This is a genomic window from Stappia sp. P2PMeth1 (genome assembly GCF_900185735.1).
Classification (GTDB): domain Bacteria; phylum Pseudomonadota; class Alphaproteobacteria; order Rhizobiales; family Stappiaceae; genus Stappia.
In genome coordinates this window covers 1-20,961 of the sequence record NZ_FYAW01000010.1, presented here as the reverse complement: position 1 = coordinate 20,961, position 20,961 = coordinate 1, and the positions used below count along the sequence as shown (strand labels likewise).

22 protein-coding genes are annotated in these 20,961 nt (G+C 67.8%); 12 read left to right on the top strand and 10 right to left on the bottom strand.

Annotation, left to right across the window (positions count from 1 at the left end):
• Positions 1-2 precede the first annotated feature (2 nt).
• Positions 3-623, bottom strand: coding sequence for a transcriptional regulator BetI (gene betI, locus P2PM1_RS05315; RefSeq protein ID WP_186386822.1), 621 nt, complete (start codon positions 621-623; stop codon positions 3-5).
• Between the two features lie 738 nt (positions 624-1,361).
• Between betI and P2PM1_RS05310 the strand changes: the two genes are divergently transcribed.
• The 3 genes from P2PM1_RS05310 (at position 1,362) to choV (ending at position 4,302) form a co-directional block, all read left to right on the top strand.
• Positions 1,362-2,309, top strand: coding sequence for a choline ABC transporter substrate-binding protein (locus P2PM1_RS05310; RefSeq protein WP_186386821.1), 948 nt, complete (start codon positions 1,362-1,364; stop codon positions 2,307-2,309).
• A gap of 116 nt (positions 2,310-2,425) precedes the next feature.
• Positions 2,426-3,274, top strand: coding sequence for a choline ABC transporter permease subunit (gene choW / locus P2PM1_RS05305; RefSeq protein ID WP_186398407.1), 849 nt, complete (start codon positions 2,426-2,428; stop codon positions 3,272-3,274).
• Positions 3,271-4,302 carry a choline ABC transporter ATP-binding protein gene (gene choV / locus P2PM1_RS05300; protein ID WP_186398406.1) on the top strand — a complete coding sequence of 344 codons (1,032 nt, stop codon included), beginning with the start codon at positions 3,271-3,273 and terminating at the stop codon, positions 4,300-4,302. Before choW ends, choV begins: the two co-directional genes overlap by 4 nt.
• Positions 4,303-4,396: 94 nt before the next feature.
• On the opposite strand, the gene P2PM1_RS05295 is transcribed toward choV, so the two are convergent.
• Positions 4,397-5,746 carry an MATE family efflux transporter gene (locus tag P2PM1_RS05295; RefSeq protein ID WP_186398405.1) on the bottom strand — a complete coding sequence of 450 codons (1,350 nt, stop codon included), beginning with the start codon at positions 5,744-5,746 and terminating at the stop codon, positions 4,397-4,399.
• Positions 5,747-5,995: 249 nt separating this feature from the next.
• Here P2PM1_RS05295 and P2PM1_RS05290 point away from each other — a divergent pair, with 249 nt between their 5' ends.
• Both P2PM1_RS05290 and P2PM1_RS05285 read left to right on the top strand, forming a co-directional pair.
• The gene (locus tag P2PM1_RS05290; RefSeq protein WP_186398404.1) at positions 5,996-6,403 is read left to right on the top strand and encodes a type II toxin-antitoxin system RelE/ParE family toxin; all 408 of its coding nucleotides are present in this window, start codon (positions 5,996-5,998) and stop codon (positions 6,401-6,403) included.
• A complete protein-coding gene (locus P2PM1_RS05285; RefSeq protein WP_186398403.1) occupies positions 6,400-6,723 on the top strand; it encodes a helix-turn-helix domain-containing protein in 324 nt (107 codons plus the stop codon). The genes P2PM1_RS05290 and P2PM1_RS05285 overlap by 4 nt, the downstream gene beginning before the upstream one ends.
• Positions 6,724-6,852: 129 nt before the next feature.
• Here the strand turns inward: P2PM1_RS05285 and P2PM1_RS05280 are convergent, their stop codons facing one another.
• A complete protein-coding gene (locus P2PM1_RS05280; protein WP_186398402.1) occupies positions 6,853-7,218 on the bottom strand; it encodes a VOC family protein in 366 nt (121 codons plus the stop codon).
• 112 nt (positions 7,219-7,330) lie between these two features.
• Positions 7,331-8,233: a class A beta-lactamase gene (bla, locus tag P2PM1_RS05275; RefSeq protein ID WP_186398401.1), complete on the bottom strand. Its 903-nt coding sequence runs from the start codon at positions 8,231-8,233 to the stop codon at positions 7,331-7,333.
• Between the two features lie 169 nt (positions 8,234-8,402).
• Here bla and P2PM1_RS05270 point away from each other — a divergent pair, with 169 nt between their 5' ends.
• From P2PM1_RS05270 to P2PM1_RS05260, 3 genes are all read left to right on the top strand, one after another.
• Positions 8,403-9,269: a LysR family transcriptional regulator gene (locus P2PM1_RS05270; RefSeq protein WP_186398400.1), complete on the top strand. Its 867-nt coding sequence runs from the start codon at positions 8,403-8,405 to the stop codon at positions 9,267-9,269.
• A 194-nt stretch (positions 9,270-9,463) separates the two neighbouring features.
• On the top strand, positions 9,464-9,910 hold the full coding sequence (locus tag P2PM1_RS05265; protein ID WP_186398399.1) for a MarR family winged helix-turn-helix transcriptional regulator: 447 nt from the start codon (positions 9,464-9,466) through the stop codon (positions 9,908-9,910).
• 117 nt (positions 9,911-10,027) lie between these two features.
• A complete protein-coding gene (locus P2PM1_RS05260) occupies positions 10,028-10,930 on the top strand; it encodes a histone deacetylase (protein ID WP_186398484.1) in 903 nt (300 codons plus the stop codon).
• Between the two features lie 18 nt (positions 10,931-10,948).
• Here the strand turns inward: P2PM1_RS05260 and P2PM1_RS05255 are convergent, their stop codons facing one another.
• Positions 10,949-11,224 carry a DUF6460 domain-containing protein gene (locus tag P2PM1_RS05255; protein ID WP_186386811.1) on the bottom strand — a complete coding sequence of 92 codons (276 nt, stop codon included), beginning with the start codon at positions 11,222-11,224 and terminating at the stop codon, positions 10,949-10,951.
• Positions 11,225-11,657: 433 nt separating this feature from the next.
• Here P2PM1_RS05255 and P2PM1_RS05250 point away from each other — a divergent pair, with 433 nt between their 5' ends.
• The 3 genes from P2PM1_RS05250 to P2PM1_RS05240 all read left to right on the top strand — a co-directional run bounded on the left by P2PM1_RS05250 (position 11,658) and on the right by P2PM1_RS05240 (position 12,971).
• Positions 11,658-12,107, top strand: coding sequence for an META domain-containing protein (locus P2PM1_RS05250; RefSeq protein WP_186395515.1), 450 nt, complete (start codon positions 11,658-11,660; stop codon positions 12,105-12,107).
• Between the two features lie 67 nt (positions 12,108-12,174).
• Positions 12,175-12,600, top strand: coding sequence for a HEPN domain-containing protein (locus P2PM1_RS05245; RefSeq protein ID WP_186398398.1), 426 nt, complete (start codon positions 12,175-12,177; stop codon positions 12,598-12,600).
• A complete protein-coding gene (locus tag P2PM1_RS05240; RefSeq protein ID WP_186398397.1) occupies positions 12,579-12,971 on the top strand; it encodes a hypothetical protein in 393 nt (130 codons plus the stop codon). Before P2PM1_RS05245 ends, P2PM1_RS05240 begins: the two co-directional genes overlap by 22 nt.
• Positions 12,972-13,031: 60 nt before the next feature.
• Here the strand turns inward: P2PM1_RS05240 and P2PM1_RS05235 are convergent, their stop codons facing one another.
• The 5 genes from P2PM1_RS05235 to P2PM1_RS05215 form a co-directional block, all read right to left on the bottom strand.
• Positions 13,032-15,251, bottom strand: a complete 2,220-nt coding sequence (locus tag P2PM1_RS05235) for a 3-hydroxyacyl-CoA dehydrogenase NAD-binding domain-containing protein (protein ID WP_186398396.1) — start codon at positions 15,249-15,251, stop codon at positions 13,032-13,034.
• 23 nt (positions 15,252-15,274) lie between these two features.
• Positions 15,275-16,483, bottom strand: a complete 1,209-nt coding sequence (locus tag P2PM1_RS05230) for an acetyl-CoA C-acetyltransferase (RefSeq protein ID WP_186398395.1) — start codon at positions 16,481-16,483, stop codon at positions 15,275-15,277.
• 34 nt (positions 16,484-16,517) lie between these two features.
• Positions 16,518-17,624 carry an acyl-CoA dehydrogenase family protein gene (locus P2PM1_RS05225; protein ID WP_186398483.1) on the bottom strand — a complete coding sequence of 369 codons (1,107 nt, stop codon included), beginning with the start codon at positions 17,622-17,624 and terminating at the stop codon, positions 16,518-16,520.
• Between the two features lie 143 nt (positions 17,625-17,767).
• Positions 17,768-19,564: an acyl-CoA dehydrogenase C-terminal domain-containing protein gene (locus P2PM1_RS05220; protein ID WP_186398394.1), complete on the bottom strand. Its 1,797-nt coding sequence runs from the start codon at positions 19,562-19,564 to the stop codon at positions 17,768-17,770.
• A gap of 411 nt (positions 19,565-19,975) precedes the next feature.
• Positions 19,976-20,425: a MerR family DNA-binding transcriptional regulator gene (locus P2PM1_RS05215; RefSeq protein WP_186386806.1), complete on the bottom strand. Its 450-nt coding sequence runs from the start codon at positions 20,423-20,425 to the stop codon at positions 19,976-19,978.
• A gap of 346 nt (positions 20,426-20,771) precedes the next feature.
• Here P2PM1_RS05215 and P2PM1_RS05210 point away from each other — a divergent pair.
• Positions 20,772-20,961, top strand: a 190-nt coding sequence (locus tag P2PM1_RS05210) for a hypothetical protein (RefSeq protein WP_186398393.1), incomplete at its 3' end; no start/stop codon positions are given.

The following is a 20,961-nucleotide window of genomic DNA, read 5'->3' as shown; positions in this document are numbered from 1 at the left end:
GTCTATCCGTTTCCCTGAGGTCCGGTGTCGGTGAGGGCGAGCGAGGGGGCGCCGATCTGGCGCTCGACATAGTCCTCGACCCGGCGGATGGCGGTGCGCGGCTGCGGCGGTCCGTCGGCGAAGATGCGCTGCAGCCACAGCCCGTCGATCATCGCCGCGGTGCCTTCCGCCGCATGGCGGGCGCGCTCGCCGGGAATGAGCGCGGCGAAGGCATGGGCGAGATTGGACACCAGCCGCCGGTGATAGATCCGCAGCAGGCGGCGGGTTTCCGCGTCGGTGCGCGCCTGCAGGTAGAAGGCGAGCCAGGCCGAGATCAGCGCCGGCTGGAACTGGGTCGGCGCGAAGCTTGCCGAAATCATCGCCGAGATGCGCTGGCGCGGGCCGGCGGCGCCGGCCATCCGCTCGCGGGTCTCGCGCGACAGGTCGGTCAGCAGGAAGCGCATGGTGGCGTTGAGCAGCCCGGCCTTGGAGCCGAAATAGTGATGGGCGAGGCCGCCCGAGACGCCGGCGCGCCGCGCGATTTCGGCCATCGTCGCATCGCCGAAGCCGCGCTCGTGGATCGTCTCGACGGTGGCGTCGATCAAGGCCTTGCGGCGATGGGTTTCCATTCCGATTCGCGGCATCTGCGCTCCGTTTCCAGCCCGCCCCGTTCGTTCTGAAGGTTGCCGGTGCTCGCCGGCCCGGATCCGGGGCGAGGCACCGTGGTGTTCGTGGTTCCGCCGTCGGCGCGGCCGCATGGCGGCCTTCCGCCCCGTTTCCCGTGGCCCGTTTCCCGTGGCCCGTTTCCCGTGGGCCCGTTTCCCGTGGGCCCGTTTCCGGCGCAGGGGCCGGAGCCCCCATGCCGAGCCTCATGCCGAGCCTCAAGCCGGGCCTGATGCCGAAGCCGGGTGCGGCGCTGCATGGCGCGCGCTCGCGTCCGGCTGGAAGCCGGCGCGCCTTGCTCTCCAAGAAGTAATTTTGATTGGCCGTTCAATCAACGAAAAAACGAAAAACAAGCGGGGAATTGCACATGCCGTTTAAAAATGTTTTGATGTGCAACGAAACGGGCAGGGAGGTCCGGTTCGTTCGTGCCGGGCCGTTCTGCCCGGCCGCCGCATTCGGCGAGCGCGTCTCGCGCCCCGATTGCTGCACCCCCGGCGACTCCCGTCGCCTCTGGCCGCCGGCCCCGCTGCCGGTGCGCGGGACCTTCCGCCCTCCTTCGAACCCTTGCGCGCCGCAGCTTGCGGGCCGCGCGTCGGGACCTTGCGCCGCCGCGTTTCGCGGCCGGCTCCCAACGGCGCGGGCAGCCTTGCCGCCGTGCCGCAACCCAGCATGCGGGCCGGCCCTTCCGGTCGTCCCGCCCGTCAGGAGGACACACGCTGATGACCACCCTTGCCCTGCGCTTCGGCGCCGCAGCCCTTGCCCTGGGTCTGGCCGCACCGACCGCCCTGGCGGCGGACGCCGAAGCCTGCAAGACCGTCCGCTTCTCCGATGTCGGCTGGACCGACATCACCGCCACCACCGCCACCGCCTCGGTGGTGCTGGAGGCGCTGGGCTATGTAAGCGACGTCAAGATCCTCTCGGTGCCGGTCACCTATGCCTCGCTGAAGAACAAGGACATCGACGTCTTCCTCGGCAACTGGATGCCGACCATGGAGGGCGACATCGCCGCCTATCGCGAGGACGGCTCGGTGGAGACCGTGCGCGCCAACCTGGAAGGCGCCAAGTACACGCTCGCCGTGCCGCGCTACACCTATGACAAGGGCCTGAAATCCTTCGCCGATATCGCCAAGTTCAAGGACGATCTCGACGGCAAGATCTACGGCATCGAGGCCGGCAACGACGGCAACCGACTGATCATCGACATGATCGAGGGCGACATGTTCGGCCTCAAGGACTTCCAGATCGTCGAAAGCTCCGAGGCCGGCATGCTGTCGCAGGTCTCGCGCGCCGTGCCGCGCAAGCAGGACGTGGTCTTCCTCGGCTGGGAGCCGCATCCGATGAACGCCAATATCGACATGGCCTATCTGGAGGGGGGCGACGAGGTGTTCGGTCCCGATCTCGGCGGCGCGACGATCTACACCAATGTGCGCGCCGGCTATGTAGCCGAGTGCCCGAATGTCGGCAAGTTCCTGCAGAACCTGGTGTTCTCGCTGCAGATGGAAAACGAGATCATGGGCGCGATCCTCAATGACGGCACTGAGCCGAACGCCGCCGCGACCGCCTGGCTGAAGGACAACCCGGGCGTCGCCGAGGCCTGGCTCGACGGCGTCACCACCTTCGACGGCGGCGATGCCACGGCCGCCCTGAAGGGCGCCCTCGGCCTTTAGAGCCTCCCGCCCGCCCGCGCCGCCTTGCCAGGTGCGCGCGGGCGGGCCGCATCCGCCCAAGCGGGCCGGCGCCAAGCCCCCGCACAAGATGACAAGACCGGACGGCGAGGCTGCGCGTGGACTGGCTCACCCAACACAAGATCCCTATCGGCCCCTGGGCCAAGGCGGTGGTCGACTGGCTGACCGCCAATGCCTATTGGGTGTTCGACGGCATCTCGGCGGTGCTCGAAACCCTGATCCGGGCCATTCTCTGGCTGTTGCAGGCGCCCGGCCCGCTGGCGGTCGTGGTCATCGCGAGCGCGCTGGCCTTCGCGGTGCAGCGGCGCGTCTCCTTCGCGCTGTTCGTCGCCGCCAGCCTGCTTCTCATCATCAACCAGGGCTACTGGAAGCAGACGACCGAGACCCTGTCGCTGGTGATCGCCGCCTCCGCCGTGTGCATGGCGATCGGCGTGCCGCTCGGCGTTGCCGCCGCGCACCGGCCCAAGCTCTTTGCCGCGATGCGCCCCGTCCTCGACCTGATGCAGACGATCCCGACCTTCGTCTATCTGATCCCGGCGCTGATCCTGTTCGGCCTCGGCATGGTGCCGGGGCTGATCGCCACGGTGATCTTCGCGATCCCCGCGCCGATCCGCCTGACCCGGCTCGGCGTTGCCTCCACCCCGCGCCAGTTGATCGAGGCGGGCGAGGCCTTCGGCGCCACCGGCTGGCAGTTGCTGTGGAAGGTCGAACTGCCCTACGCCCTGCCGCAGATCATGGCCGGGCTGACCCAGACCATCATGCTGTCGCTGTCGATGGTGGTGATCGCCGCCCTGGTCGGCGCCGACGGGCTCGGCGTGCCGACCCTGCGCGCGCTCAACACCGTCAACATCGCGCAAGGCTTCGAGGTCGGCATCGCCATTGTGTTGGTCGCCATCATGCTCGACCGCTTCTTCCGCACCCGCGACGAAGGCGAGGGCAGCCGATGACCGCCGCCGTCTCGTTCCGCAATGTCGACATCGTCTTCGGCAAGCGCCAGCACGCCGCCCTGCCGCTGATAGATGCCGGCCGCAGCCGCGCCGAGATCCAGCAGGAGACCGGCCAGATCCTCGGCGTTGCCGGCGCCAGCTTCGACATCAAGGAGGGCGAGTTGATCGTGCTGATGGGCCTGTCGGGCTCCGGCAAGTCGACGCTGCTGCGCGCCGTCAACGGGCTCAACCGGGTCACCCGCGGCGAGGTGCTGGTGCACAATGGCGCGGCTTCGGTGAACCCCTCCGCCTGCACGCCGCAGGAACTGCGGGCCCTGCGCCGCGGCCGCATCGCCATGGTGTTCCAGCAATTCGCGCTGCTGCCCTGGCGCACGGTGCGCGAGAATGTCGGCTTCGGGCTGGAGCTGGCCGGGATGCCGGCGCGCGAGCGCCGACAGAAGGTCGACGCGCAACTGGAGCTGGTCGGCCTTGCCCAATGGGGCGACAAATATGTCCACGAGCTCTCCGGCGGCATGCAGCAGCGGGTCGGACTGGCCCGCGCCTTCGCCACCGACGCACCGATCCTGTTGATGGACGAGCCGTTCTCGGCGCTCGACCCGCTGATCCGCGGCCATCTGCAGGACGAATTGCTGGCGCTGCAGGACAAGCTCAACAAGACCATCGTCTTCGTCAGCCACGATCTCGACGAGGCGGCGAAGATCGGCAACCGCATCGCCATCATGGAAGGCGGGCGGGTGATCCAGCTCGGCACGCCGCAGCAGATCGTGCGCAAGCCGGCGAACGAGTATGTCGCCGACTTCGTGGCGCATATGAACCCGCTCGGGGTGCTGCGCGCCCGCGACATCATGCGTCCGCTGGCCGAGGGCGAGGCCGGCACGCTGGAGGGCACGCCGCGCTGCGCGCCCAAGACGCCGGTGCGCGAGGTGATCGCCCTGAAGCGGGCGAGCGTGCGCCCGGTGCTGGTGTGCGAGGGCGACATGCCGCTCGGCCTCGTCGGCGAGGGCGAGATCCTGGACTGCTTGCGCTAGCGCAATTCCAGGAAAAGTGGGGACCGGTTTTCCGTCCGGAATTGCGCGAGAAAAGACGGAACGTTTCCGTGGCTCGCGCAAACATAGAAACGCGCTAGGCCGGCTGCGCGGGAAAGGTCTGCCGCGCCCGCCGGCCGGTGATCGCCAGCAGCGAAAAGCCGCGCGCGGCCAGGAACACGGTGAAGGCCAGCCACAGGCCGTGATTGCCGAGCGCCGGGAAGGCCGCCCAATAGACGGCGAAATACAGCACCAGCGACACCAGCATCATGTTGCGCATGTCGCGCGACCAGGTGGCGCCGATGAACACCCCGTCCATCTGGAAGGCGAGGACGCCGAGCAGCGGCGTCGCCGCCGCCCAGCCGAGATAGATTATGGCCGTCTGGCGCACATCCTCCGCCGTCGTCATCGCGCGGATGAGCAGCGGGCCGGCGACGAAGAAGACCAGCGAGATCAGCCCGGCCAGCACAAAGCCCCACAGGAGGCTGAGCTTCAGCGAACGGTCGAAGGCGGGGCGGTAGCGCGCGCCGACGGCGCGGCCGGCGAGCTGCTCGGCCGCCGTCGCCAGCCCGTCGAGGAAGAAGCTCGCCACCATGAAGAACTTTTCCAGGACGGCATTGGCCGCCAGCACCGTGTCGCCTTGCGCTGCCGAGCGCGACATGAAGAAGGCGAAGGCGGTGATCAGCGCGAAGGAGCGGATCAGGATGTCGCCGTTGAGCGCCATCATCCGTGTGAAGCGGGCCTTGTCGAAGATCTGCGCCCGGGTGGGGAGCGGGCGGCCCGACAGGGCGCGGGCGGCGACCACCGTGCCGGCCAGGGCGGTCAGCGCCTCGGCGATGACGGTGGCGGCGGCGACGCCGGCGACGCCCCATTCGAGATACAGCACGAAGAGGACCGAGAGGGCGATGTTGATGCCGTTCAGCCAGCTCTGCAGGCCGAGCGCGGTCATCGCCTGGCCGCGGCCGATGAACCAGCCGAGAAAGGCGTAATTGGCGAGCGCCAGCGGCGCGGAGAGGGCGCGGATGGCGAAATAGCTGGCGGTGGCCGCCTGCACCTCGGCGCTGCCGCCCATCAGCCACAGGCCGGCGGTCAGCGCCGGCTGCTGCAGCACGATCACCGCCGCGCCGAGCGCCAATGCCAGCAGCACGGCGCGGAAGAGGACCGCGCGCTCCTCCTCGCCGTCGCCGGCCCCGCTCGCCTGCGCGGTCAGCCCCGTCGTGCCGGCGCGCAGGAAGTTGAAGCTGGTGAAGACGATGTCGAACAGCACGCCGCCAAGCGCGATGCCGCCGAGCAGCGCGGCATCGCCGAGCTGGCCGATCACCGCGGTGTCGATGAGCCCGAGCAGCGGCGTCGACAGATAGGCGAGCGTCATCGGCACGGCGATGGCAAGGACGCTGCGGCTGGTCACGTCGAACGGGCGCACGGCGCCGGAGGGCTGGCTCGTCATCTGGCTTGCTCTGAAACGGGGGCGCGGACGCGGGCGGGAGAGTCGTCTTCCCGGAACGCTAGCGAACAAAGGCGGAACGGTCAAACGGGATATGACGGGGCAGGGGCGGCGCGAGACCGCGTCCGGTCGTTCCTTCGGGCTTTCGCCCGGCACCCTCCTTGCGTCTTCCCGGGCGAGCCTCGCGATCCGTCCGGCTGTGAGGTTCGAACATCCTTCTTGAAGAATATATCCAAAAAGGTATATTTCGCCATGAGCCGATCTCAGCCACCGTCGCGCGAAAAACCGCTGCATTGGGTTGGATCGTCGAAGGCTGATTTCATGGCGTTCCCCGATCCGGTGAAGGGCGACATGGGATATGCGCTCGGCGTTGCCCAACTCGGCGGCAAGCACCCGCAAGCCAAGCCATGGAAGGGCGAGGGGCCTGGCGTGTTCGAGGTTGTCGAGCGACATGACGGCGATGCCTATCGCGCCATCTATACGGTGCGCTTCGAGGGTGTGGTGTACGTGCTCCATGCCTTTCAGAAGAAGTCACCGTCAGGCATTCGCACCGCGCAGCCGGATGTCGAGCTGGTTCGAGAACGCCTGAAACGGGCGCGGGCCGATTACGAAGCGAACAGCCACCGTCCGACGCCACAAGGGAAAGCAGGGCGAACATGACCGACGACATCACACACGGCACCGGCAACGTCTTTGCCGATATCGGGCTGCCCGATGCGTCCGAGCGCCAGACCAAGACCCGCCTGGCGATGGTGATCAATGAAATCGTCAAATCCCGTCGTCTGCGCCAGCTCGACACGGCGCGGCTGCTTGGTATCCCGCAGCCGAAAGTCTCGGCGCTGGTCAACTACCGGCTCGACGGGTTTTCCGTCGAAAAGCTGATGAGCTTCCTGACGGCGCTCGATCAGGACGTCGAAATCTTGATCCGTCCACGCATGCGCAGTGGCGCGGGGGAAATCTCCGTCCTGTCGGTGCGGTGAGTTCTCCAGGTTGTCTACTGTGAAGTAGCACCGCAACCTCGGCGGCTCGCCGGTTCCGGGCCGCGGCTGCGCCTTGCCCGGAATGACGAAGGAAAGGGCGGTGCGGGGAAGCCGCGCTGTGCTTTCGTCTCAGCTTTCCTGCGCATGCTCCAGGATGTTGAGCAGGCGTCCGTTCGGGTCGCGCAGGAACAGGCGGCGCACGCCCCAGGGCTCAAGGGCCGGCCCGTATTCGGGCGCAAGGCCGGCGCGCTCGATGCGGGCGATCACCGCGTCGAGGTCGTCCACCTCGATCGAAAGGTCCGGCACCGGGGTGCCCGATCCACCTTGCGTGGCGATGCCGATCTGCGGGCGCGCCGGGCTGGGGGCGTCGGCGGCGAGCGTGACGATCCAGCCGTGGTCCATCACCGGCTGGAGGCCGAGAATATCCCGGTAGAAGGCCTGCGAGGGGCCGGTGTCGGTGACGGCGATGTTCGCGACGATGCGCCTGACGGTCATGCGGTGCTCCCTGAAACGCTGCGGGAGAGGGTAGGCGATGCGGCGACGGGTGCATTGAAGAAATGTCGGGTGGGGCGGGGCGGCGCAGGGAGCCGTCCCGCCCCGACGAGGCTCAGATGGAGGCGGCGATGCGGGCGATCTCGGCCATTGTGGCGTCGCGCGTCTTGGCCTCGGCCTGCGGCATCTCGCAATAGGCGGTGACGATCAGTGCGCCGCGGCTGCTCGGCCAGGCGACGCCAATGTCGTTGGCGTGGCCCTTGCCGCTGGTGCCGGTCTTGTCGCCGACCAGCCAGTCGGCGGGAAAACCGGCCCGCAGCCGTGCGTCGCCCGTCCGGTTGGTGACCAGCCACGCGGTCAGCCGGTCGCGCGAGCGGCGCGACAGGGCATCGCCGAACAGCAACTTGCGCAAGGTCTGCGTCATCGCCCTCGGCGTCGTCGTGTCGCGCTCGTCGCCGGGCCCGTCATGGGCGTTGAGCTCCGGCTCCATGCGGTCGTGACGGGTGGTCTCGTCGCCGAGCGAGCGGGTGAACCCCGTCAGCGCCGCCGGACCGCCGAAGCTCTTGAGCAGCAGGTTGGCGGCGGTGTTGTCGCTCATCGTCACCGTCGCCTCGCACAGCTCCGCGACCGTCAGGCCGGGGCCGCCGGCATGCTTTTCCGTGCCCGGCGACCAGGAGACGAGATCGCCCTTGGTGAAGGGGATGCGCCGGTCGAGCTGTTCTTCCTCCCGGTCGACGCGGGCAAGCACGAAGGCGGCGAGCGTCAGCTTGAATGTCGAAGCCATCAGGAAGCGTTCGTCCAGCCGATTGCCGAAGGTCTGTCCGCTGGCAACGTCATGGATGGCGATGCCGAGGCGGCCGCCCTGCTTGCGCTCCAGCGCGGCGAGGCGGCCTTCGATATCGGCGGCATCGGCCGTGCCGGCACGGGCGGGCGTCGCCAGCAGAGCGGTGCCGGTGGCCAGCGTCGGGGCGAGCAGAAGCGAGCCGGCAAGCGCCTGCCGGCGGGACAGTTTGAACATGGGTGTCGTCTCCGTGGTGACAGCATGCGGCCTGCGCCGGTCAGTGCGGCGGCAGGGCGCGGGATGGCCTCCCAGCCTGCGGGGGCGATCATGCGCAAACATAAGACCCTCGCCAAACGATCAATTCTGGGATTAGACATGAGAAAATCTTGGCCTTGGAGGAGAGCCCATGGATGTCTCGCAATTGCCGCTCAATGCGCTGCGCGCCTTCGAGGCCTCGGCCCGGCTTGGCAGCTTCACCCGCGCCGGGCTGGAACTGCGGGTGACCCAGACGGCGATCAGCCATCAGGTGAAGGCGCTGGAGGAGACGCTCGGTCTCACCCTGTTCAAGCGGCTGCCGCGCGGCCTTGCGCTCACCGACGAGGCGCAGGCCCTGCTGCCGGTGCTGAGCGATGCGTTCCGGCGGATGAGCGCGACGCTGAGCCAGTTCGAGCAGGGCAATTTCCGCGAGATCCTGACCATCGGCGTCGTCGGCACCTTCGCCATCGGCTGGCTGCTGCCGCGTCTGGCGGGCTTTCGCGAGGCCCATCCCCATGTCGACCTGCGGCTGAAGACCAACAACAACCGCGCCGACATGCTGCTCGACGGGCTCGACCTGTTCATCCGCTTCGGCGACGGCGCCTGGCACGCGACGGAGGCGGTGCGGCTGATGGAGGCGCCGTTCTCGCCGGTCTGCGCGCCGCAGGTCGCGGTCCGGCTCGCGCAGCCGCGCGACCTTGCCGGCGCGGATCTGCTGCGCTCCTACCGGCAGGACGAATGGGCGGCCTGGTTCCGCATGGCCGGCCTCGAGCCGCTGCCGGCCCGCGGCTTCATGTTCGATTCCTCCAGGGCCCTGGTCGAGGCAGCGGCGCTGGGGGCGGGCGTCGCCCTGGTGCCGGTGGCGATGTTCGCTCGCGAGATCGCGGAGGGGCGCGTCGTCCGCCCCTTCGCGGTGGAGGCGCCGCTCGGCGCCTACTGGCTGACCTGGCTGAAATCGCGGCGGCAGACGCCGGCCATGCGCGCCTTTCGCCAGTGGATCGCGGACGAGGCCGGCTGAGGGAGGAAGGGGAGGCCGCCCCGGCCCACCGACTCCCGGTAGACCCTGCTCGCCAGAGCCTCCTCGCCAGAGCCCCCTTGCCGGACCCTCCTCGCCGGCCCCCCTCGCCGGAAGCTGGGTCTACGGCTCCCTTGAAATACATGAGTGATCACGTATATAGACTGCAATAGTCACGCAACAGGAAGGTTCGTGCCATGAACGCGCTTGTCTTCACCCTTCTCGACATTGCCGGCCTGATCGAGAAGCGCTTCGACCGCCCGCTTGCCGGCGCCCGCGGCGTCAGCTTCCGCGAATATCGCCTGCTGAAAAGCCTGTCGGAGTTTCCCGGCAGCCGGGCGATGCGGGTGGAACTGGCAGAGGCCGTCGGCCTGACGCCCTCCGCCGTTACCCGCGCGCTGAAGCCGCTGGAAAAGCTCGGCTATGTGGTGACGGAAAAGGGCGAGCGGGACGCCCGCCAGAGCCTGGCGCGGCTGACTGAGGCCGGCGAGATCCTGCTGGCCGATGCCGATGCCATCGTCGCCGATGTGGTGGCCGGACTGCCGGCCATGTCGATCAGCGAGGGCCAGCTTGCCGAACTGCATCGCGGCCTCGCCGGTCCGGCGGCGAGCCGGACGGTGCCCTTGCGGGCGGCGATCGTCTGACGTTTGAACGGGTGCGGGGGTGTCCCATGGGCGGGCGCCCCCGCACTGGTCTCCTGACTGGTCTCCCGCGCCATGCGGAGCGTATAAATGGCCTTGAAACCGGGTCCAAAGGTCCGCATGTCGCTCGCCATCGTCCATCACCCGGCCTTCTGCGCCGACATTCCCGCCGCCCACCGCTTCCCGATGAACAAGTTCCGCCGGGTGGCGCAGGTGCTGGTCGAGGACGGGCTGGTGGCGGAAGGCGGCTTCCACCGGCCGGCGCCCGCACCGGCGGAGTGGATCGCGCTCGCCCATGACCGGGCCTATGTCGACCAGGTCTTCGCCGCCGACGTGCCGGCGCCGATTGCCCGCGAGATCGGCCTGCCGATGAGCGAGAGCGTCGCCTTGCGCGCCCGCTGCGCCACGGCCGGGACGGTGCTCGCCGCCTTGCTGGCGCTCGATCGGGGCATTGCCTGCAACACCGCCGGCGGCAGCCATCATGCCAGGAGCTCGCAAGGGGCGGGGTTCTGCGTCTTCAACGATGTCGCGGTGGCGATCCGCCTGCTGATGGCGGATCGGGCGATCCGCCGCGCCATGGTCGTCGATCTCGACGTGCACCAGGGCGACGGCACGGCGCAGATCTTCGCCGGCGACGCGGCGGTGTTCACCCTGTCGCTGCATGCGGGGCGCAACTATCCGGTGCGCAAGGTGCCTTCGAGCCTCGACGTGCCGCTGGAGGACGGCGTCGGGGATGCCGCCTATCTGGAGGCGCTTGCCGCCGTGCTGCCGGGCGCGCTCGCCGCTTTTCGCCCCGACATCGTCTTCTACAATGCCGGCGTCGACCCGCATGAAGAGGACCGGCTGGGGCGCCTGTCGCTGAGCGACGAGGGGCTGGCCGCGCGCGACCGTTATGTGGTGTCACGCGTGCGCGCGGCGGGCATTCCGCTCGCCGGGGTGATCGGCGGCGGCTATCTGGAGGACATCGACAGGCTGGCGCGCCGCCACACGATCCTGCACCGGGTGGCGGCGGAGTTCGCCTGATCGCGCGAGGCGTTTGGTTCAGCTCCGCCGGCCGATGCTCATCAGCCGCAGCACCGCCCAGACCGGGATCACCACCACCGCGCCGAGCAGGAAATAGCCGCCGAGCTGGCCGAGCGCCTCGAAGCCGAGGTTCCACAGCCGGCGGATGAACGACACCATCCCGTCGAACAGGTCGAGCGGGTGCAGGTCGAGCGCCGACAGCAGCACGCCGACGACGAAGGACAGAAAGAGCAGCTTGACGATCACCCGGCCGGGCGAGTCGCCGAGGAAGCGGCTGATCGGAGAGTTGGACATGCGTCGGTTCCCGAGAAGGCTGCCGGATGCGCGCAAGGCCCGCGCGTCTCGGTCTGATGACCGCAGATGTAGGCGGGCGATCCCGCCGGAGCAAACCGAAAATCGGCGTCGGCGGTTTGCGGCGGCGTTTGTCGCCCGCGTCAAGATGATGCCACATTGGAGCGGGACATCTCGTGTCGCAGGATGCGGACGACTCGCGGCGGCCATTGCCGCGCCATGCGAGGCCCGTGAGGCGGTGGGCCCGGCCGTATCCTGGATCGGTAACGCTCCGGCGCTGGGGCCGTCCGCAAATGAAGGGTCCCCGCTGGCTTCGGCCCCCGCTGGCTTCGGCCCGGCCGGGTGCGGCAGGAGCCGCCGGAGCGCGCCGACCTCGTTGCAGCCGACAGGTCCGTTGCCATGGCGCGGACCCGTCAAGCCAGGAATGCCCGTCGACATGAGTGCCGCTTTGCGAAAGCCCGCGATCCTCGCGCTTGCCACCCTGCCGCTTCTCGGCCTTGCCGCCCATCCCTCGGCCGCCGAGGCGCAGGACCTCTCCGTGACCGGAACCTGGCGGATCGAGGCGCTGGCAGCGCCCGGCGGCGCGCTGGTCGATGTCGACCAGGGCCTGTCCAGCCGCACGGAAGTGACCATCGACCGGCACGGCATGTGGCTCGCTTCGGCCGGCTGCAACCGGCTGCGCGGCACGCTGCAGCAGATGGGACACGCGCTCGCCGTCTCGACCCGGGTGATGGCGACCGAAATGGCCTGCGAAGGCGCCTCCGGCGACCTGGAGCGCCGGTTCCTGCATTTCTTCCCGGCGGTGAAGCAGATCGACGGCATGCCCGGCCGCGTGCTCTTGCGCGACCAGTCGGGCGCCGCGGTGGTGCTGCTGGTCTACAAGTAGCACTGGCTTTCTGCCGCCGTTGGGCTAGGCTCAACCGGATTGCCATTTCTGGTTGAGATTGCGTCGCATGACGGCATGGCTGCATCGGGACGACCTTCGCAAAATCGCAGAGGAGAAGCTTGCCGACGCACGGCTTCTTTTCGACAATGGACGCTACTCCGCTGCCTACTATCTGTGTGGGTATTCGGTCGAAACCGCTCTCAAGGCTCGGATCGCCGGCCAGTTCAGGAAACATGCGATCCCTGAGCGCAAGCTCATCGAACAGATCTACAAGCATGATCTCAACGAACTCGTGGGGACGGCGAATCTTCGGGGCGAGCTGGAGCGCCGGGCCCGCGACGAACCGGGTTTTGCGGCCAACTGGGCAATCGTCAAGGAGTGGAAAGTCGAGACCCGCTACGCGATAATGAAGCCGGTCGATACCGAACGCATGCTCGCCGCCACAGACGAGCCGGAGACGGGGATCCTGCCATGGATCAGGCTGCACTGGTGACGTCCGCCAGATTTCTGGTGGACGAGTTGAACAACGAAGGGCTAACGGTCACCTCCGCGGCCTGGGTGCGCGACGAGGAAAGCGAGACATCTTGGCGCCTCTGGCTGGCACTTGCCGATGCCAATGTCGACCTGCATGATGCCTATATGCGTGTCGCAACCATAGTCGGACGGGATTTCGGACGGCTCGGCGCCCTTGAGCCGACCCGGGTGAAGCTGGTGCGGAACGATCATCCGGTCATGCTCGGTATCCGCAAGTTCCAGCAGATCCGCGATTTCACCGGAAAGAACCTGAGAAACAACCTGTTCGGCGAACACTATGTCTTCGACGCCGTGCCGGTTTTCGTCGAGCCGGAACCGGTCGCCTCCTGACGAAGAACGAAGGGCGGCCGAGGGCCGCCCTTCGCAGGTATCTTGAGCTCGTGCGACCGTTTATGCCGCCTCGCGCGCGCCGGCGTCCGGCCCCTTCTCGGGGGCGAAGCGCTCGTAGAAGCGGGCGTCGGTCTTCGCCATCTCCTTGAGCAGCCGGTTCGGCTTGAAGCGCGGACCCCATTTCTTGGTGAACTTGCGGCACAGTTCGGTGAAGGCGGCGGTGCCCATGCCGTCGATATAGGACAGGGTGCCGCCGGTGAACGGCGCGAAGCCGAAGCCGAGGATCGAGCCGACATCCGCCTCGCGCACGTCCGTCAGGCAGTTTTCCTCGAAGATCCGCGCCGTCTCCAGCGCCTGCATGACGAGGAAGCGCTGCTTCAGCTCCTCGACATGGAAGGCCTCGGCGGCCTTCGGCTTGCCGACCACCTCGGGAATGCCCGGCCACAGCTTCTTGTCGCGGCCCTGGTAGTCGTAGAAGCCCTTGCCGTTCTTGCGGCCGAACCGCTCGCGCTTGACCACCATCTCTTCCAGGATGTTGTCGAGCGGGCCTTCGACATATTTGACGCCGAGGTCCTTGCGCGTCGCCGAGACGATCTTCCAGGCAAGGTCCAGCGCCACCTCGTCGCCGAGCGACAGCGGCCCGACCGGCATGCCGGCCATGCGCCCGCAATTCTCGATCATCGCCGCCGGCACCCCGTCCGCGAGCATCATCAGGCCCTCGCGGATATAGGTCATGACCACGCGCGAGGTGTAGAAGCCGCGCGAGTCGTTGACGACGATCGGCGTCTTCTTGATCGCCTTGATGTAGTCGAGCGCCATGGCGAGCGCCTTGTCGCCGGTCTTCTTGCCGAGGATCACCTCGACCAGCATCATCTTGTCGACCGGTGAGAAGAAGTGGATGCCGATGAAGTTCTTCGGCCGCTTCGAGATCTCGGCGAGCGAGGTGATCGGCAGGGTCGAGGTGTTGGAAGCATAGATCGCCCGTGGCTTCAGCACCGCCTCCGCCTGCTCGGTCACCGCACGCTTGATCTCGCGGTCCTCGAACACCGCCTCGATGACGAGGTCGCAGTCGGCCAGCGCCGCGTAGTCGGGCGTCGCCGTGATGCGCGACAGCAGCGCCGCCTTGTCGGCCTCGCTCGCCCGGCCGCGCTTGATCGCCTTCGACATCAACTCGTCCGAATGGGCCTTGCCCTTGTCGGCGGCCGCCTGGTCGCGGTCGATCAGCACCACGTCGATGCCGGCCTTGGCGGTGACAAAGGCAATGCCTGCGCCCATGAAGCCGGCGCCGAGGATGCCGACCTTCCTGATGCGGTTCGGCTTGACCGAGGCCGGCCGCCGCGCGCCCTTGTTCAGCTCCTGCATGGAGACGAACAGCGAGCGGATCATGCTGGCCGCTTCCGGCGTCTGCAGCACATGGGCGAAGTAGCGGCTCTCCACCGTCAGCGCCTGGTCCATCGGCAGCAGCAGACCCTCATAGACCGACTTCAGCAGCGCCCGTGCGCCGGGATAGTTGTCATGGGTCTCGCGCCGGTAGATGGCGTTGGCCGCCGGCCAGAACTGGAAGCCGGCCGGCGAGTAGATCGCCCCGCCCGGCAGGCGAAAGCCCTTCTGGTCCCACGGCTTGACCGGGTCGACGCCGGTTTTCAGCAGCTTGACGGCGGCCGCCACCAGCTTCTTCGCCGGGGCGGTCTCGTCGATCAGCTTCATCGCCTTGGCCTGGGCGGCGTTCAGCGTCTTGCCCTGCAGCAGGAATTGCAGGCCCTGCTGGCTGTCGGTCATGCGCATGACGCGCTGGGTGCCGCCGGCGCCGGGGAAGAGGCCGACCTTGACCTCCGGCAGCGCCATCTTGAAGACGTCTTCCTCCGCCGCCACCCGCGCGTGGCAGGCGAGCGCCAGTTCCGTCGCCCCGCCCATGCAGGTGCCGTTGATCGCCGCGACGAAGGGCTTGCCGCAGGTCTCCAGCTTGCGGAAGATCTGCGACAGGCGCCGCGAGCCGTCGAACAGCATCCGCGCCGCGCCTTCCGGATCCTTCGCCCGTTTGCCGTGGAAGTCGCGCAGCAGCCCCTCCAGCATGGTGAGGTCGGCGCCGCCGGAAAAGGCCGCCTTGCCCGAGGTGATGACGGCGCCCTTGACGGCGGTGTCGCCCGCGACCGCGTCGATGATCGCGTCGAGCTCCTCCATCACCGACATGTCGATGACGTTCATGCTCTTGCCCGGCATGTCCCAGACGATATGGGCGATGCCGGCGTCGGTGGTCAGGGTGAAGTTGCTATAGGTCATGGTCTGTCCTCCGCCTGCTCGCCTTAGACGCGCTCGATGATCGTCGCCGTGCCCATGCCGGCGCCGATGCACAGCGTCACCAGGGCGGTGTTGAGGTCGCGCCGCTCGAGTTCGTCGAGCACGGTGCCCAGGATCATCGCGCCGGTCGCGCCGAGCGGATGGCCCATGGCGATGGCGCCGCCATTGACGTTGACGATGGCCGGGTCGAGATCGAAGGCCTGCCGGTAGCGCAGCACCACCGAGGCGAAGGCCTCGTTGATCTCGAACAGGTCGATGTCCTTCAGCGACATCTTCGCACTGGCGAGCAGCTTCTCGGTGACGTCCACCGGTCCGGTCAGCATCAAGGCCGGCTCCGAGCCGATATTGGCGAAGGCGCGGATGCGCGCGCGGGCCGTCAGCCCGGCCTTGCGCCCGGCCTTGCGGTTGCCGATGAGAACAGCGGCGGCCCCATCCACAATACCCGACGAGTTGCCCGCGTGATGCACATGGGTGATGCCGGCAAGCTCGGGATGGGCCTGGATCGCCACCGCGTCGAAGCCGCCCATCTGGCCCATCATCTCGAAGGAGGGGTTGAGCGCGGCCAGCGACTGCATGTCGGTCTCGGGCCGCATGTGCTCGTCGCGGTCGAGGATGGTCAGCCCGTTGAGGTCGCGCACCGGCACGACGGAGCGGGAGAAACGGCCCTTGTCCCAGGCCTTGGCCGCGCGCTTCTGGCTTTCCACCGCGTAGCCGTCGACATCGTCGCGGGAGAAGCCGTATTTGCTGGCGATGAGATCCGCCGAGACGCCCTGCGGCATGAAATAGGAGGGCAGGGCGACCTGAGGGTCGACCGGCCAGGCGCCGCCCGAGGCGCCGATGCCGATGCGGCTCATGGACTCGGCGCCGCCGGCGATGACGAGGTCGTGCTGCCCGGCCATCACCTGCGCCGCGCCGAAATTCACCGCGTCGAGGCCGGAGGCGCAGAACCGGTTGAGCTGGACGCCCGGCACCGCGTGGTCGTAGCCGGCCGCGAAGACCGCGGCCCGGGCGATGTCGCCGCCGGCCTCGCCGACCGGATCGACACAGCCGAGGATCACGTCGTCGACGAGCGTCGTGTCGAGCCCGTTGCGCTCGCGCAGGGCCTTCAGCGGCTCGGCCGCCAGCCGCACCGCCGGAACTTCGTAAAGGGCGCCGTCCTTCTTGCCGCGCCCGCGCGGCGTGCGCACATGGTCGAAAATCAATGCGTCGGCCATCGATGCCTCCTTGGCTTGTCCCGCTGTCGCGCCCCTAAAGGCTGCGGGCGATCAGCACTTTCATGATCTCGTTGGTCCCGGCATAGATCCGTTGCACGCGGGCATCGGCATAGAGCCGGGAGATCGGATATTCGTTCATGTAGCCATAGCCGCCGAAGAACTGCAGGCACTCGTCCATCACCTTGGACTGCAGGTCGGTGGTCCAGTATTTCGCCATCGAGGCGGTGGTGCCGTCGAGTTCGCCCGCCACATGCCGGGCGATGCAGTCGTTGACGAAGACCTGGCCGATGGTCGCCTCGGTCTTCAGCTCCGCCAGCTTGAACTGGGTGTTCTGGAAGTCGAGGACGCGCTTGCCGAAGGCCTGCCGTTCCTTGACATAGTCGAGCGTCAGGGTCAGCGCCCGTTCGATTGCCGCCATCGCCTGCACCGCCACCAGAAGCCGCTCCTGCGGCAACTGTTCCATCAACTGGTAGAAGCCGCGGCCTTCCTCCGGGCCGATCAGCGCGTCGGCCGGCACGCGCACGTCGTCGAAGAACAGCTCCGACGTGTCGTTGCCCTTGAAGCCGAGCTTGTCGAGATTGCGGCCGCGGCGGAAGCCCTCCGCGCCCTCGGTCTCCAGCACGAAGAGCGAGACGCCCTTCGATCCGGCCGCCGGATCGGTCTTGGCGACGACGATGATCAGGTTGGCGAGCTGGCCGTTGGTGATGAAGGTCTTGGCGCCGGAAATCCGGTAGTGATTGCCGTCGCGCACCGCGCTGGTGCGGATCGCCTGCAGGTCGGAGCCGGCGCCCGGCTCGGTCATGGCGATGGCGCCGATCATCTCGCCGGAGGCGAGCTTCGGCAGCCAGCGTTCCTTCTGCTCCTGCGAGCCGTAATGCTTGATATAGGGCGCGACGATGGCCGAATGCAGGGCGATGCCGAAATGGTCGAAGCCGGCAAGGCCGAGCCGGCGGATGATCACGGATTCATGGGCGAAGGTGCCGCCGGCCGCGCCGTACTCCTCCGGCATGCCGGAGCACAGGAAGCCGCCGGCGCCGGTCTTCTCCCAGGCCGCGCGCGTGACGCAGCCGGCCTCCACCCAGGCCTCGTAGTCCGGGGCGATCTCCCGCTCGAGGAACCGCGCGAAGGCGTCGTCGAGCATCGTCAGTTCGTCGTTCATCCATGCCGGCGTTCCGGCGTTCAAGACGCTCAAGCCGCTCTCCTCCCTGCGACGGTTCTTGTCGTTGTGCGGTCGCGGCACGCCCCCGCGCGCCGCGCCCTGTCCGTGGTTCCGCGATCCGCTGCTTAGAAGGCGGCGGCGTCGAGGCCCATCATCGTGTCGGCGCCGGCCGAGACCCGGGCAAGGCGCAGCCCGGTCTCGGGCATGTGCCGCTCCATGAAGTAGCGGGCGAGCGTCAGCTTGGTCTCGTAGAACGCCCTGTCGCCGTCGGTGCCGGCGGCAAGGGCCGCCTGCGCGCTTTTCGCCATGCGTGCCCACATGTAGCCGAGCGCGACGATGCCGAAGAGATGCATGTAGTCGGTCGAGCCGGCCCCGGCATTGTCGGGCTTGGCCATGGCATTGTTCATGAACCACATGGTCGCCGCCTGCAGGTCGTCGAGACCGGCCTTCAGCGGCCCGGCGAGCGGGGCGAGGGCCTCGTCGCCGGAGATTTCCTTCAGGAGGGCACCGACTTCCTTGAAGAAGGTCATCACCGCCCGGCCGCCGTCGCGCGGCAGCTTGCGGCCGACCAGATCCAGCGCCTGGATGCCGTTGGCGCCCTCGTAGATCATGGTGATGCGGGCATCGCGGACGAATTGCGACATGCCCCATTCCTCGATATAGCCGTGACCGCCCAGCATCTGCTGCGCCGCCACCGCGTTCTCGAAACCCTTGTCGGTGAGCACGCCCTTGATCACCGGGGTCATCAGGCCCATGTGGTCGTCCGCCGCCTGCGCTTCGGCCTTGTCGGACGAGCGGTGCGAGACGTCGGACTGCAAGGCCGTCCACAGCACCAGCGCGCGGGCCGCCTCGTTGAAGGCGCGGATCGACAGCAGCGTGCGGCGCACGTCCGGATGCACGATGATCGGGTCGGCCTTGCCGTCCGGGTTCTTCGGCCCGGTCAGCGACCGGCCCTGCAGCCGCTCGCGGGCATAGGCCAGCGCGTTCTGATAGGCGACCTCGGACTGGGCGAGGCCCTGCACGCCGACGGCGAGGCGCGCCTCGTTCATCATCACGAACATCGCGTTGAGGCCGCGGTTTTCCTCGCCGATCAGCCAGCCGGTCGCCTCGTCATAGTTCATGACGCAGGTGGCGTTGCCGTGGATACCCATCTTCTCTTCCAGCGAGCCGCAGGACACGCCGTTGCGGGCACCAAGCTTGCCGTCGCCGTCGGGCAGGAATTTCGGCACGATGAACAGCGAGATGCCCTTGGTGCCCTCCGGCGCGCCCTCGATGCGGGCCAGCACCAGATGCACGATGTTCTCGGTCAGGTCGTGCTCGCCGGCGGAGATGAAGATCTTCTGCCCCGAGATGCGGTAGCTGCCGTCGCCCTGCGGCACGGCCTTCGACTTGATCAGGCCGAGATCGGTACCGCAATGCGGCTCGGTCAGGTTCATGGTGCCGGACCATTCGCCGGTGGCGAGCTTCGGCAGGTAGAGCGCCTTCTGTTCCGCGCTGCCATGCACCAGGATCGCCGCCGCCGCGCCCTGCGACAGGCCCGGATACATGCCCCAGGCAAGGTTGGCGCCGGAAATGAACTCCTGCATCACCGAGTTGAGCGTCGTCGGCAGGCCCTGGCCGCCATACTCCTCCGGCATCGACAGGGCGATCCAGCCGTTCTCGCGATAGGTGTCATAGGCGGCGCGGAAGCCCTTCGGCGTCGTCACGCTGCCATCGTCATGCCGGGTGCAGCCCTCGCGGTCGCCGGATGCGTTGAGCGGGGCCAGCTCGTCCTGGCAGAAGCGCGCGCCCTCGTTGAGGATCGCCTCGACGAGGTCGGGCGTCGCTTCGGCAAAGCCCGGCAGATTGCCGTGGCGGTCGTAGCCCAGCACCTCGTTCAGCAGGAACATCACATCCCGGACGGGGGCGGTATAGCTTGGCATGATCATCCTCCCGATGGTCGGCCCGGCCTGTGGTGCCGGTTGCGCGGCGCAGCCTGTACCACAGACCTGACGTTTCCGTAAACGTCACCTTGCACTGGTTATATGGCCGGCGGCCGACGCTCGCAAGGCCTGTTCCTGCGGTTCGGCCCGAAAAATCGCGCGCCGCCGGCCACTCTCAGTGCGATTGACGGCAAAATCAGGGAGATTCCGACCGAAAATCGCCGGAGCAGGTCGCGCCAAGCGACGAAAACGCAAAAACCCCGCGCCGGGGAGCGGCACGGGGTTCGACGGAGCTGACAGAGGACGCGCGCATCGTCGGGGGAGGGCGGGCCCTGACCCTAGGGTCAGGACCCATTCATATGGCGGCAATGGTCGCCCTGACTTGTGCGGATACGCAAAACAAGGCGCGACTCAGTCGCCCTCCTTCTCCTTCAGCATGCCGGAGACGATTTCCACCGTGCGGCCGAGCTCCTCGATCGCCTGGTCGATGTCGCGGCGCTGCGTCACCAGCACGTCGATCTGCTCCTGGAACCGCGACAGCGCCACCTTGAGCTGGGTGACCTGGCCGTCGCGCAGGTCATAGAGATCGAGCATGTCGAGGATCTCGGCGAGGGAGAAGCCGACCCGCTTGCCCATCAGCACCAGCTTCAGCCGTGCCCGGTCGCGGCGCGTATAGACGCGGTTCATGCCGTCGCGGCGCGGGTTGAGAAGGCCCTTGTCCTCGTAGAACCTGAGGGTCCGCAAGGTGACATCGAATTCCTTCGCAAGGTCCCCGATGGTGAAGAGCGTCTTCTTCGTCGTCTCGTCCTTGGCGGCCACCGCCTCGACGATATCGTTGTTGACCGAGAGCGCTTCGCTCATGGCATTTTCCTTGGCATTGCCCGGTACACGCGACCGGCAGCGGGCATCGCTCCGGGGCGGTTCCGGCGGGTCTTCAGGGGCATGACATTACGTAACCTGCATCTGGCATACATTCCGTGCACGTAAGCGTCAAGCGTCCTTCCGGCGGTCCGCGATGGCCCCGTTGCGATCCGCGCGGCCCGTTTACCGGTCGTTAACCATGTAAATCCGCCACTTAACCGGCTGTTTACCATAAGCGGCGACAGTTTACGCCAAGCTCGTCCGGGTGCCGTGTAGCCGTGTTCCCACCGGGGCGAAGAAGATTGCTGGCGCGACACGCGCCCCACATGGGTTTGAGAGGCAGTTCATGTCCTGGAACGCGCGACATCGCAGTGAACGCGGCCTGCCGAGGGAAGACGGCCAGGGGCGCGAGGCGCAGGGCGAGCCCGAGAGCTGGTACGAGCCGCGCCGCCGGCCGCCGGCCGTCGACCCCTCCCGCGGTGTCGAGCGGGCGAGGGCGCGCGAGCAGCTCAACGATGTCGCCGACGCCCTCGGGC

Coding starts and splice junctions, on each gene's coding strand:
- betI (WP_186386822.1), bottom strand. CDS start 623: ATGCCGCGAATCGGAATGGAAACCCATCGCCGCAAGGCCTTGATCGAC.
- P2PM1_RS05310 (WP_186386821.1), top strand. CDS start 1,362: ATGACCACCCTTGCCCTGCGCTTCGGCGCCGCAGCCCTTGCCCTGGGT.
- choV (WP_186398406.1), top strand. CDS start 3,271: ATGACCGCCGCCGTCTCGTTCCGCAATGTCGACATCGTCTTCGGCAAG.
- P2PM1_RS05295 (WP_186398405.1), bottom strand. CDS start 5,746: ATGACGAGCCAGCCCTCCGGCGCCGTGCGCCCGTTCGACGTGACCAGC.
- P2PM1_RS05290 (WP_186398404.1), top strand. CDS start 5,996: ATGAGCCGATCTCAGCCACCGTCGCGCGAAAAACCGCTGCATTGGGTT.
- P2PM1_RS05285 (WP_186398403.1), top strand. CDS start 6,400: ATGACCGACGACATCACACACGGCACCGGCAACGTCTTTGCCGATATC.
- P2PM1_RS05280 (WP_186398402.1), bottom strand. CDS start 7,218: ATGACCGTCAGGCGCATCGTCGCGAACATCGCCGTCACCGACACCGGC.
- bla (WP_186398401.1), bottom strand. CDS start 8,233: ATGTTCAAACTGTCCCGCCGGCAGGCGCTTGCCGGCTCGCTTCTGCTC.
- P2PM1_RS05270 (WP_186398400.1), top strand. CDS start 8,403: ATGGATGTCTCGCAATTGCCGCTCAATGCGCTGCGCGCCTTCGAGGCC.
- P2PM1_RS05265 (WP_186398399.1), top strand. CDS start 9,464: ATGAACGCGCTTGTCTTCACCCTTCTCGACATTGCCGGCCTGATCGAG.
- P2PM1_RS05260 (WP_186398484.1), top strand. CDS start 10,028: ATGTCGCTCGCCATCGTCCATCACCCGGCCTTCTGCGCCGACATTCCC.
- P2PM1_RS05255 (WP_186386811.1), bottom strand. CDS start 11,224: ATGTCCAACTCTCCGATCAGCCGCTTCCTCGGCGACTCGCCCGGCCGG.
- P2PM1_RS05250 (WP_186395515.1), top strand. CDS start 11,658: ATGAGTGCCGCTTTGCGAAAGCCCGCGATCCTCGCGCTTGCCACCCTG.
- P2PM1_RS05245 (WP_186398398.1), top strand. CDS start 12,175: ATGACGGCATGGCTGCATCGGGACGACCTTCGCAAAATCGCAGAGGAG.
- P2PM1_RS05240 (WP_186398397.1), top strand. CDS start 12,579: ATGGATCAGGCTGCACTGGTGACGTCCGCCAGATTTCTGGTGGACGAG.
- P2PM1_RS05235 (WP_186398396.1), bottom strand. CDS start 15,251: ATGACCTATAGCAACTTCACCCTGACCACCGACGCCGGCATCGCCCAT.
- P2PM1_RS05230 (WP_186398395.1), bottom strand. CDS start 16,483: ATGGCCGACGCATTGATTTTCGACCATGTGCGCACGCCGCGCGGGCGC.
- P2PM1_RS05225 (WP_186398483.1), bottom strand. CDS start 17,624: ATGCTCGACGACGCCTTCGCGCGGTTCCTCGAGCGGGAGATCGCCCCG.
- P2PM1_RS05220 (WP_186398394.1), bottom strand. CDS start 19,564: ATGCCAAGCTATACCGCCCCCGTCCGGGATGTGATGTTCCTGCTGAAC.
- P2PM1_RS05215 (WP_186386806.1), bottom strand. CDS start 20,425: ATGAGCGAAGCGCTCTCGGTCAACAACGATATCGTCGAGGCGGTGGCC.